Annotated in this window: 9 protein-coding genes and 1 tRNA gene; 4 read left to right on the top strand and 6 right to left on the bottom strand. The window is 60.5% G+C overall.

What is annotated here, in order from left to right:
- Positions 1 to 56 precede the first annotated feature (56 nt).
- On the bottom strand, positions 57 to 1,133 hold the full coding sequence (gene pheS / locus CSV91_RS09000) for a phenylalanine--tRNA ligase subunit alpha (protein ID WP_040359117.1): 1,077 nt from the start codon (positions 1,131 to 1,133) through the stop codon (positions 57 to 59).
- A gap of 505 nt (positions 1,134 to 1,638) precedes the next feature.
- Here pheS and CSV91_RS08995 point away from each other — a divergent pair.
- Positions 1,639 to 3,213: a carboxypeptidase M32 gene (locus CSV91_RS08995; protein WP_099432607.1), complete on the top strand. Its 1,575-nt coding sequence runs from the start codon at positions 1,639 to 1,641 to the stop codon at positions 3,211 to 3,213.
- 109 nt (positions 3,214 to 3,322) lie between these two features.
- Here CSV91_RS08995 and glmM read toward each other — a convergent pair whose 3' ends face one another.
- The 3 genes from glmM to CSV91_RS08980 all read right to left on the bottom strand — a co-directional run bounded on the left by glmM (position 3,323) and on the right by CSV91_RS08980 (position 8,222).
- The gene (gene glmM / locus CSV91_RS08990) at positions 3,323 to 4,654 is read right to left on the bottom strand and encodes a phosphoglucosamine mutase (protein ID WP_099432606.1); all 1,332 of its coding nucleotides are present in this window, start codon (positions 4,652 to 4,654) and stop codon (positions 3,323 to 3,325) included.
- Positions 4,655 to 4,737: 83 nt separating this feature from the next.
- Entirely contained in the window at positions 4,738 to 7,050 is a 2,313-nt protein-coding gene (locus CSV91_RS08985) for a DUF4012 domain-containing protein (protein WP_099432605.1), read from the bottom strand.
- A 149-nt stretch (positions 7,051 to 7,199) separates the two neighbouring features.
- Complete coding sequence (locus CSV91_RS08980) at positions 7,200 to 8,222, bottom strand: DMT family transporter (RefSeq protein WP_172622479.1); 1,023 nt, start codon at positions 8,220 to 8,222, stop codon at positions 7,200 to 7,202.
- 288 nt (positions 8,223 to 8,510) lie between these two features.
- On the opposite strand from CSV91_RS08980, the gene CSV91_RS08975 reads away from it, so the two are divergent.
- Both CSV91_RS08975 and CSV91_RS08970 read left to right on the top strand, forming a co-directional pair.
- Positions 8,511 to 8,585: transfer RNA gene (locus CSV91_RS08975), tRNA-Val, on the top strand.
- Positions 8,586 to 8,920: 335 nt separating this feature from the next.
- Positions 8,921 to 9,607, top strand: a complete 687-nt coding sequence (locus CSV91_RS08970; RefSeq protein ID WP_099432604.1) for a DUF5710 domain-containing protein — start codon at positions 8,921 to 8,923, stop codon at positions 9,605 to 9,607.
- Positions 9,608 to 9,646: 39 nt separating this feature from the next.
- Here the strand turns inward: CSV91_RS08970 and CSV91_RS08965 are convergent, their stop codons facing one another.
- Both CSV91_RS08965 and CSV91_RS08960 read right to left on the bottom strand, forming a co-directional pair.
- Positions 9,647 to 9,931 carry a hypothetical protein gene (locus tag CSV91_RS08965; RefSeq protein ID WP_099432603.1) on the bottom strand — a complete coding sequence of 95 codons (285 nt, stop codon included), beginning with the start codon at positions 9,929 to 9,931 and terminating at the stop codon, positions 9,647 to 9,649.
- Positions 9,932 to 10,053: 122 nt separating this feature from the next.
- Positions 10,054 to 11,136 carry an HNH endonuclease gene (locus CSV91_RS08960; RefSeq protein WP_099432602.1) on the bottom strand — a complete coding sequence of 361 codons (1,083 nt, stop codon included), beginning with the start codon at positions 11,134 to 11,136 and terminating at the stop codon, positions 10,054 to 10,056.
- A gap of 215 nt (positions 11,137 to 11,351) precedes the next feature.
- Between CSV91_RS08960 and CSV91_RS08955 the strand changes: the two genes are divergently transcribed.
- Positions 11,352 to 11,843, top strand: a complete 492-nt coding sequence (locus CSV91_RS08955; protein WP_099432601.1) for a hypothetical protein — start codon at positions 11,352 to 11,354, stop codon at positions 11,841 to 11,843.
- The last annotated feature ends 9 nt before the right edge of the window (positions 11,844 to 11,852 follow it).

Raw genomic sequence — 11,852 nt, 5'->3', positions numbered from 1 at the left:
TTTGGTACGCAAGCGACGAATGAGCGCCGAGGTGCCGTGCTTGGGCAAGCCGCAGCCTAAAATTGGTTCAGGAAGCGCATATCGCCTGTCATGAGCGTGCGCAGGTCGGGCAGGTCGTAGCGCAGGGCCGCGACGCGCTCGGCGCCAATACCAAAGGCGAAGCCGGTGTACTTCTCGGGGTCGATGCCGCAGTTAATCAGGACGTTGGGGTCGACCATGCCGCAGCCCAGAATCTCGATCCAGCCGCTGTGCTTGCAGAAGTTGCAGCCCTTGCCGCCGCACACGTGGCAGCTCACGTCTACCTCGCAGCTCGGCTCGGTGAAGGGGAAGAAGTGCGGGCGGTAACGCGTCTTGCGGTCCTCGCCAAACATGCACTTAACAAAGTAGTCGAGCGTGCCCTTAAGATCGCCAAAGGTGATGCCCTCGTCGACGACCAGGCCCTCGATCTGGTTGAACTGCGGCAGGTGGCAGGCGTCGGCCGTGTCGGGACGGTAGACGGTGCCCGGGCAGATCATGTAGATGGGCGGCTTCTGCGACTCCATGGTGTGGATCTGCACGCCCGAGGTCTGGGTGCGCAGCAGCACGTCGGACTCGCCGTGGGCGTGAGCCTCGGGGTGCGCGACGCTGCCGGGGTTGTTGTCGACCACATAGAAGGTATCGCGGGCCGAGCGGCTCGGGTGATCCATGGGGGCGTTGAGCGCGGTGAAGTTGTAATAGGAGGTGTCGACCATGGGGCCAGACTCGACGGTGTAGCCGATGCCGCAGAAGATGTCCTCGGCCTCCTCGATGATCTGCTTGATCAGGTGCTGGTGGCCGATCTGCGGACGGATACCCGGTAGCGTGATGTCGACGGCCTCGTGCTCGAGTGCGTGCTTGAGGGCGGCGGCCTTCATCTCGGTGGTGCGCTCGTCGAGCATGCCCTCGATCAGCTGGCGCATCTCGTTGGCGCGCTTGCCCATCACGGGACGATCCTCGGGGGCGAGCTTGCCCATCATGCGCATCAGGCCGGTGATGCGGCCCTTGCGGCCGAGCAGCTCAACGCGCGCGGCCTCGAGCTTTGCGGCGTCGTCGGCGCCTGCGACGAGCTCCTTGGCCTCTTCCTCGAGTTTGACCAGATCATCAATCAGACTCATGTCTTCCCTTTCGTCTCTCGCGCTCCCCGCTTGCCGAGGCGGCTGCCGCCGTCTGACGTTGCGAAAACGCGGCCCGGTTCGGTAACAAAAAACCGTCCTCGGGCATGTGCATTGCCCAAGGACGGTTGAATTCCGCGGTACCACCTTGTTTGACCCGGCGGATGTCTGGCCCGCCGCGCCCACTCTTTGCCCCTTGTCGCGAGGCTCACGGCTTCCCTACTGGGGACATCGCCGCCGCCGGCCGCGTGCCCGTTGAGGTCGCTGCTCGGGAGTGAACGCTTGGCCCTTGCCACCGCAGGAAGGCTTACAGCCCATGACCTTCCCTCTCTTGCCGGCGACGCGGCGGGCAAAACCCTCTCCGTCAACGCATTGGGCTACAGGATACCACATTGTTTGGGCATATCGCCGCGTTCCGTTTTGTTCGTGCTGGGTACAAGGCAGGTAGCTGTGTAAACTGGCCGTGCGCCCATCCGTGGCGCTCGGTTCGCGAGATCAAGGATATGGTATGGGAAAGAAGCACGATAAGAAGGCCGAGCCCGCAGCGGGCAAGACGCCCAAAAGCATGAAGGTCGATAAGGCCGTCAAAAAATTCCGCAAGCTCGAGGGCAAGCTGTGGACCCGCGAGTACCTGCTCAAGATTGCCGAGTTTGACGGCGCGACCATTGCCCCCGCCAACGGCGCCGCAGCGCGCGCCGACGCCATGGGCACCCTTGCCGGCGAGCATCATAAGCTCCTGACCAGCGAAAAGTCTGTCGAACTTGTGCGCTCGCTGGCACGCGAAACCGTCGCCGGCGGCAAGATCGACGACCCGCAGCTGCTCGACGAGATCCGCGTACTCGGCCGCGACCAGCGCGAAGCGAGCGTCATTCCCACCGAGGAGGCCGAGGCCTGGACCAGGCTCACCTGCGAGGCCGACGCCGTGTGGCACAAGGCCAAGACGGCCAATGACTGGGCGAGCTTTGAGCCCTATGTGGATAGAATCGTCGCCCAACTTAAGCATCAGGCCGAGCTCATGGACCCCAAGCGCGACCCATACGATGTTTGGCTCGACCAGTACGAGCGCGGCCTTTCCGCCAAGAGCTTCGATGCGTTTTGCGATGAGGTCAAGGCGACGGTCGTGCCGCTCGTGCACGCCATCGGCGAGCGCGGCCAGCAGCCCGCTGCCGACTTTTTGCACGCCCGCGTGCCCGAGGCCGCCCAGCGCGCCATGAGCTTCGACCTTATGAAGCTCGTCGGCCTGGACCTGAACGACACCACGCTTGCCTTTACCGAGCACCCGTTTAGCGAGGGCTTTGCCGTGGGCGACGCGCGCATCGCGACGCACATCTACGAGGACGACTGCATCTCCAACGTCTACAGCATCATCCACGAGGCGGGACACGCCATGTACGAGCTGGGCGTCAATCCTGCCTATGCGCGCACCCGCCTGGAGGGCGGCACTTCCATGGGCATCCACGAGAGCCAGAGCCGCTTTTTCGAGAACACCGTGGGTCGCAGCCGCGCCTTTATGGGCCCGCTGCTCGAGGTGCTGCGCCGTCACGCGCCCGAGGTCTATGGCAGTGTGGACGAGGATACGCTCTACCATGCCGTGAACATCGCACGGCCGTCGCTGATCCGCACCGAGGCGGACGAGCTCACTTATCCGCTGCATGTTATGGTGCGCTACGAGATCGAGCGCATGCTGTTTGCCGGCGAGGCCACGGCCAAGGACATCCCCGCGCTTTGGAATCGCTTTATGGATGAGTACCTGGGCATTCCCGTTCCCGACGACACGCACGGCTGCCTGCAGGATACGCACTGGAGCGGTGGCTCGTTTGGCTACTTCCCCACGTATGCGCTGGGCAGCGCCTACGACGCCATGTTTGTGCCGGCCATGTGCCGCGACGGCGTCGACCTTACCGGTGCCTGCGCGAGCGGCGATCTGGCGCCCGTCCGCGCTTGGCTGGGCGAGCACATTTGGCAGTGGGGCCGCGCCAAGGACGCGCCGGAGCTCATCAAGGGTGCGTGCGGCATGGCGTTCGATGCCCGCTACTACTGCAGCTACCTGCAGGACAAGTTCACCACGCTCTACGAGCTGTAAGGCATAACCGACACGCCAACGCAAAGGGGACGCCGCGGAACCAATCCGCATCGTCCCCTTTCCACCTAGTCGTTTAAGAACGTCCCCAATGACTGGTAAAACCGCGTAACTACAGAGCCTCGAGCGCGTTGGCGATGCGCTTCATGGCGGCGTCGGCGGCGGCTTGGTCGGGGGCTTCGGCCAAAACGCGAATCACAGACTCGGTTCCGCTCTTGCGCACAAGCACGCGGCCCTCGCCTGCCAGCGCAGCCTCGGCCTCGGCGATGGCGTTCTGCACGCCCATGTTCTCGAGCGCGGCGTCCTTGTCCGCCACGTGCACGGCCACCTGCGCCTGCGGCAGCAGCTTGCACGGAGCCGTGAGCTGCGAGAGCGTCTCGCGCTCGGCACGAATCACTTCCATCACGCGCAGCGAAGTCATAATGCCGTCGCCCGTGCGCTCGATATCGCCAAAGATCGTATGGCCCGTCTGCTCGCCGCCCAAGCTGTAACCGCCCTCGCGCATCTTGGCATACACGTGACGGTCGCCCACGCCGCTGGTCACGGCGCTCAGACCGGCAAGCTCCAACGACTTGATCAGGCCAAAGTTGCTGGCAATCGTCGGCACCACGGTACCGCCCGAGAGTCGCCCGTGCTTGTTCAGATACACGCCGCACACGTACAGGATCTGGTCGCCGTCGACCACGCGCCCGCGCTCATCCACGGCCAAGCAGCGGTCGGCATCGCCATCGTAAGCAAAACCCACGTCCAGACCCTGCTCCACCACGTGGCGCTGCAGGCGCTCCATATGCGTGGAGCCACAGTCGACGTTGATGTTAAAACCATCGGGCGCGGCATTGATCACGCGCACGTCGGCGCCGAGCGCGTCAAACACCGGCTTGGCCACCGAGGACGCCGAGCCGTTGGCGCAGTCGATGCCGATCTTGACGCCCTGCAGCGAAAAGTTCGCGCTGGCGATGAGCGAAGCAATGTAGCGGTTGCGGCCCTGCATGTAGTCCACCGTGGCACCGATGTGGTTGCCCGTTGCCAGCGGCACCTCGCTCTTGCCATCGATATAGTCCTCGATGAGCTCCAGCACGTCCTCGTCCATCTTAAAGCCGTCGCTGTTGACGAGCTTAATGCCGTTATCGCAAAACGGGTTGTGGCTCGCACTGATCATGATGCCGCAATCGAAGCAGCCCTCCACGGTCTGATGCGCCACGCCCGGAGTGGGGATCACGTGCAGCATGTAGGCGTCCGCACCGCTCGCGACCAGGCCGCTCACCAGCGCCGCCTCAAACATATAGCTCGAGCGACGTGTGTCCTTGCCCACGATCACGCGCGCCTTAGCACTGCGATTGGCGCCGTAATACCAGCCCACAAAACGGCCAATCTTATAAGCGTGCTCTACCGTCAGCCCAACGTTGGCCTCACCGCGAAAGCCGTCGGTGCCAAAGTACTTCATGCGCTCTCCTTACAAAATAGGGGCGGACAGATTGCCTGTCCGCCCCAAAATGGTACTCGATTATCTGCGCTACCAGAAAAACCCTACGCCGACGCGCTGTCACGAGCCGCCTGGCATGTAGGAGTCTGACGCAGCGTAAGCGGCTTGTCCCCCGCCTCGGCCGACGTGGTCAGCGTATACGTGATCGTCGTCGTCTCGCCAGCATGCAGGTCAACGGTGCCCGAATAGAAGGGGATTCCATGCCACGTAGCGGCACCAAGACCAAACTGGGTGCCCTCGACGGTCAGATCAGTAATGTTGCCGCCCGTCGGGGCAAACAACGAGACATTCAGACGCTCGTCGTCACGCGCGGCATCGGGTGCGCTCGCCGCAACGTAGTCGGGCAGCTTGCCAGCCTCCTCCTGCGTCATGATGTTCGTCAGGGTAACGGTGATGCGATAGGAGCACGTGCCGTCACCGTTCTTGATGCCCTGGCCAATCTGCGTATCGGCGTTCAGGTACCAGTCGAGCTTGGAGAAGCTCAGGTTGTTAAAGTAAACGCCGGCAACAGGATCGGCACTCGGGTCATCCGGATCGGGCAGCGAAGCGTCAATGCCCGTCTCTTTGATGGCATTCTGCTCATCATCGTTTCTCATCCACGCGATCAGGCGGCCCTCTTCGGCACCGCGCTCAACGGCGCTGACAAGCTTCGTAACATCGACATCGCCGATACCGCCAAGGATCTTGTCGAAGGCAGCGCTGGCGACGGATGCAAAGATGCCGTCCGACTCCTCGACCGGATAGTTCCAGTACACATCGTGCATGAGGACCTTTGCGGCGTTGGTGCCGTCGACAACCGTTCCGTCGGGCAGCGAGACATTACCGACCAGGCCCAGCAGATACTGCAGGAACACCGGGTCGATACCGATGACGCCATCAACGTCCTGTCCATACTGGGACTTCCACAGCGCGGCGACACGCTGCGAGTTGCGGGGCCAATCAGGCGAATAGGTATTGCCCGAGTTGTACAGGTTACTGTGGTTGCCGAACAGCGCCTCATCCTCTTCGTCGACGCTCTCGACTGCCTCATCCTCGCTGAGTCCAATGCGGGGAACAAACTCGCCAATCGACATCTGGCCGTCAGTGACCGAAATCAGGCCCTGCGAACCGCCAAAGCCGCCGCAAGCACGAATCTCGACGTTGTTCATGGCGTACATAAGGTAGTTGCGCGTCTGGCCGTTGGCGCCAAGCATCTGGGGAAGGACGGGGGCGACCTTCTCCGCCGCGTCAACCGCACCGTTGAGGGTGGCAAAGCCGTCCTTGGCCTTATCGACCAGCTCGGTCACCTGGGAAATATGAGTATCGCCAATGCCCTGGACCTTCTCGTTGGCGCTCTTGAACACCTTCGAGCTGCTGGAAAGCGAATCGGCGACCGCCTGCAGCGCGGACACGTTAATCATGCCGTCCTGGAACAGCTTGCCGGGCGTGGCCTGCGAAAGGTTGTCGGCCATGGGAACCAGCGCGTTGCTCGAGACATCGGACAGGGCGTCGATCATGGTGCGGGCTGCGTTGATGTCACTGCCATACACCGGGATAAACGATGCCGCCGTCCACAGCGGGCTCGAGGTCTCCGCCTTCATGCTGTCGCAGAGCTCATCGATCTTCTTCGCGTCGTCAGGCAGCGTCGAAAAATCGCCCGACGTGACCTTGTCCTTAAGGCCACCGACGATCTCGACAGCCTCCTTCGCTTCGCTCTTTACGGTCTTTGCCGAGTTAAGCAGCATAAAGCCGCTTGCGCCAAGCGCAACGAGAAGCACCGCGACTACAACGGCAATAATGGCGCCGGTGTGACGCTTTTTGCGCTCGCCCTTGCGATGGCGATGACGGACCAGACCGTCAGAGGTCGAACTCGGCGAAGCGTCGCCACCGTAGTTCAAACCAAAATCGTAATAATCTTCCTTGGAACCCGAGCCCGCAAACTCGGCACCGCTATCATCCAGGCGGGCGAACGTGCCAGTCTCGGAGGCGCCGGTGTAAATCGTGCCAAGGTTACCCGTAAGCCCCGCGCCACCGGCAGAGGGAGTATTGTTGGCGGCCTTGTCGGCATTAACGTTGCCGGCGGCATTCGCGGCGTTGGCAGCACCTGCGTTGTTCGCGGGTACCGAAGGAGCCCCGCTCGGCTGCGACGTGGAGGTTGCACCGCCCGCAAAGACATTCCCTCTTGCACGGCCGGTCTTTTTTGCCTTTTGAGACTGCTCGTACAGAGCGGTAAACATCGCTGTCTCGCCCGGGGACACGCGCTTACCGGAACCGCCCTGTCCAGCGCCGCCCGGCGTGCCGGCCTTACCAGCCCCGTTCGGACGCGGCGGAACTGCAGGACGGCCGCTATCGCTGCCCTTAAAGTGATTACCAGCCATAAAGAAATCCTCGCAATTGAGTCGCAATGAAAAAGTCCATAACGTTACTAGTTTATGGCATTTTGAGCATCGACAGCTAAACTCCAGACACGGACATCAATTGGCGAAAATGCGGCACAACACCTTTTCCGTCTTGGCAGCGGCGCCAGCTACACCGTGAGGAACATCATCACGATGATCATGGCAAAGCCGATAAGGTCGGTCGGCAAAAACACCGTGCCCAGCATAACGGCGCTGGTGATGGTCGCCGAGACGGGCTCCACGGTTCCGATGAGACTCGCACGCACCGAGCCGATGTCCTTAACGCCCTGCATATAGAGCATGTAAGCAAAAAACGAGCCGATAACCACGAACACCGCGAGCGCCTCGACGCCGGCAGCGTCGAGTGCCGGCACATGCGCCCAGGGCTGCACGAAGACACATGAGATCACGCCCGCCGTGAGCATTGCCGAGCCCGTGACGATGGGACTGCCGTATTCGGGCAGAATCTTGGCGGGAATCACCGCCATGCAGGTGGCGCTCACCGCGCACATAAGACCCGCCACCAGACCGAGCGGCGAGATGCTCAGGCTCGTGGGGTCGCCGCCGGTGGCGATCAAAAACGTGCCGCCAAGGGCCAGGCCGATACCGATAACCTCGCGCATGCGCGGTTTGCGGCGATCGGTCACGCAGGCGTAGCCCATGATGATAACGAGCTGCAGGCACTGGAGCACCGTCGCGGTTCCGGCGTTCGTCAGGCGCACGGCCGAAAGATAGCAAAACTGGTTGAACAACAGGCCAAAGGCGGTAAAGAGCAGCAGCTGCTTGCGATCGGCGGGTGTGGTCCAGAGCTTAATCAGGCGCTCACGGTCGCGCGTAACAACCACGGCCATAAAGAGTAGACCGGCGAGAATCTGGCGCACGCTCATAAGCCACAAGGTGTCGACGTGATAGGTATCGAACAGAAAACTCGCGCTGGTGCCCGAGAAGCCCCAAAACGAACCGCCCACCAGCGTAGCCAACACGCCCAACGCCATCTTGCGCGACGACGCATCGTTAAGGCGCTCGCGCCAGGCACGGCGGGTGCTGCGGCTGAGCTCATCGGTGCCCTCGGGCACATCAATGTTCGATATATCGGTCATCGGCACCGAAGCCCCTGCGCCTTCGACCTGCTCGACACGCTCTTTGCTCATTCCACTCCCCCGAAACGGCCTGGAAACAATTCGGCTTACCTTACCACGGCGAAGGCACCAGCTGGAGGCTTGTCCGCTTATCGGTAGGACAATTCCGCAGGCGTCTTTCCATAGCTCGATACCGCAATGGCCTTGCATTATGCGACAGCCAAATCGCGGCAGCAGGCTCTTTTGAAATGGATATGACAAAGCCCCCGTATTCCACAATGTAAGCATTTTTAAAAATGTTCTTGCCACCGAGTTCAGGCTCCGTTATATTATCCCTTGCGCACTTGCGCACCCTTGATCGGGCGTTTAGCTCAGGGGGAGAGCGCTTCCCTGACACGGAAGAGGTCAGAAGTTCAAATCTTCTAACGCCCACCAAATGTTCGCAGCTCAGAGGCTATGTCCTCTGAGCTGTTTTGTTTTATGCCGCCAAATCCGCTGGCAGCTCCAACCGTCATCGCAACGTAACATCAATTCACCTGACGAATGGCAGCCAAACAAACTCAATACCCCAACATCAACAATAGCCAGGCACAAAACTGCGCCGCAAGCTGCTCCAACCGCCCAACTGGCCAAAAGCCGACCATCTACTTGCCGATCTATCCATCGGCATAACCAATCAGCCCGCACCGCAACTTCTCAGCAAAACGCCGCGATGTCTGCGCCCTGCGGTATCCTTGAGCCACTTGCACCTGCAGCACCAAGGAGCCGCCATGCGCACCGAGCTCGATGTCCCCTTTTCGCACAAAGAAGAAGCCAAGGCGCTGGGCGCCAAATGGGACCGGACCAAGAAGATCTGGTATGTACCCAGTGGCGTCAACCCCGAGCCCTTTGCCGAGTGGCTGCCCGGTGTTGACCGATCCAACCCCTCAGCGCCGTATATATATCTAGTACTGGGCAAGCGCGAGTGCTGGAAGTGTCACAAAGAGACCTCGGTCGCGGCCTTCGGCATTCCCTATCGAACCGATAACGACAAGAGCATCGCCATCGCGCACGCGCCCAACGAAGCCGGGCACATTGCCATCGACACGGCCAACGCCAACGCACTCGCCATCGTGCCCGCTCTTGGCTGCGTGCCGGGCGAGATCCGCGACTACCTTCATAAGCGCTGCGGTTACAAGCCCGTAGGCGCGCGAACTTCCAAAGCCCCGTCGCTCGGCAACACGTGCACCAGTTGCGACGCGCTGCAAGGCAGCCGCTATCTGTTCGAGGAGCCCTCGTCCCCGTTTGCCCTCACCGCCATCAACAAGCTGCCGGCACTGGAGTTTGTGCGCGTCGAAGTTGCCGGCGTCTTTGGCGTCCCGGCCACGCGCACCGACTTTGACCAGGCGCTCTTTACTTGGGCACGCGACCATCACGCCGAGTTCCACAGGCAACTCGGTGAGGGGGTTTATTTGTAGGGATAGGAGATGCCTTCACAGCCAGCTCCTCCGCATCACTTATCCCTCGTCGCAAACGTCATACACGATATCGAGGCCGCAAACAGGGCATTTCTCCGGATACACCGGCATATGAACGCCTGTCCGTTTTCTCACTTCGTCGCTGAGTCTGTCGCGCGCATCGATGAACCGAATGTCGAGACACGGTATTTGCGAGCCGCAGCAAGGGCAGGCGACGACAAACGACCCGAAATCAACCTCTACGCTCGGAAACATATTGTTGTCGATAAGGGCACACGGCAGTTTTCCGTACTTCCCCATCGCAATATCGCCTCGCCAGCTCATACACGCTCCCCTCTCGCTATGCAAATCAGGAAGAGCATGCACCGGCGGGCGTGCGCGAGATTGCATCGCCACGCGATCCGATCAAACAACACGATCGTCAAAGAATGCCAAAGCCAAATACGCTAATACGGCAGAAGCCCCGCCTTTTCACGCTTCTTTTCCGAGCGATCGAACTCAATGCGATGGGCCTCAAGAAACACCGTATTGGGTCGCCACTGACGCTCATTCGGCTGCCTTAGCGTCGCACCCGCAAAGGAAGCGTAGTCGGTCTTATCCAGCAGGTACGATCCGCACAGCCGATATTCGCCGCTAACAGGCTCAAACGAAATCAGGTGAGCATCAAATAGGGAATGAAGGTCGCGCCGAAGCAGAATGCCGTTGCTGGCAACCTGCGATTTGGGTCCCGAGTAATTCTCGATATGTGCAGCCTCCAGAGCTTCGCTGACGCCGCAGTCCGACACCGCGCAACGGCCGTCATAGGCAGCAACGAGCTGCTTGCGAAACCATTGCTGCCCCAATCGCTCGCGCCTTAACGCATAGCGGACCTTTTCGTCGTCGGTCGCACCCTGTCCGGCAAACTCAATATCGACGGGCATGCGCTTCAGGTAACTCATATCGGGCGCAAAACGATGGTCCGGTCCGCCTTTATGAACAGGACCGTGCAGAACAAACCATCCGTTTTCGGGCTCGAACCGCTCAACAAACGCAAGGCCGAGCACCTTATAGCCCACCTCGGTTGCAAATATGACTCCGACTGGAACGCCACATTCCATGCAGTTGAGCATTTTACGGTTGTAATTCTGGTCTCGAAAACCAACGGTACCCGGCGCTTGAACCGAGTACTTAATGACCCACGTACCATCGTCCAAATAGAGCGGAGGCACATCGGTGTAGAAGCTCTTTTTAGAGTTATGGACCGAAAGCGCAAAGATCTTATTTGGGTCTTGCTTCACCCGATCCTGGCCCGGCCAGAAGATCCCTGAATCCCGCGTTACGGGAAAGAAGTCCGAGCCAATTCTCAAACGATACTGATACTGAGGGCTATCTTTCTTGGTGTGGTGCGGAAGGCTGGTCCAAACGCCGTCGCGCTGCTCCTCACCCAGAAACCACTCCCATGCCTCAACGTATTCAGAAGGAACGAGACTGCAGGCACGGTCATAGCTTGGTCCATCCATCAACGGAACAGCAAGGTCAATGTCGTTCATCGTCAGCACCTACAACCATACGAAAGCGAGTCGTGCCCCTCAATAATATGGCCGAGAGTCAATTATTACGAGATCTCATTCCGCGATCGGCACATCGTTGATGCCCTCGGTTTGTCGCTGGCGCGCTTGTACCCCGCTATCCCACTCCCCTGTATACTGATGTAGCACGTGTTTCATCCGGGCTTGTTGGGCCGGATTGTTCATGGGAGGGTCTTATGGCTGCTTCGAATCCGCCTAAGGGAAGCGTTTCTTCTTCGTCCATCAAGCCGGTTACGCGCAAGGCTGTGCGTTGCCAGCGCGAGGTCGCCTGGCTTGTCACGCAGGCGGCGGGCAGGCTTGTGGCGACCACTCAGGACGTCAATGCGCCTACGCCGAGCTTTGTGTTAGCGGCGGCACTGGATTTTGTGCGCCAATTGGAGCTTGCCGCACAGGATGCCAGCGGCCACCTCGACTACCAGAATGTTATGGCGCCCGACCTGCAAACGTTCTGCCACATGGCCAAGTTGCCCGCCGCACCCAATGCGCTTTCGGACGCAGGCTACATGTTTACGCTTTCGGGCGCGGACCTTATCCGCGACATCTACGCATACTGCAGCGAGCTCGCCGAGCGCCACGTCTTTGACGCGGCAGAAGTCAAACCGGGATATGCCATCAAGCTGGTTCTTAGGCTGTTCTTGATGGACGGGTTCGGGGCCATGCCGGCGTAAGCCGAGTCT

It is taken from the genome of Collinsella aerofaciens, assembly GCF_002736145.1.
Classification (GTDB): Bacteria; Actinomycetota; Coriobacteriia; order Coriobacteriales; family Coriobacteriaceae; genus Collinsella; species Collinsella aerofaciens_A.
This window is presented reverse-complemented; position numbering and strand designations above follow the sequence as displayed.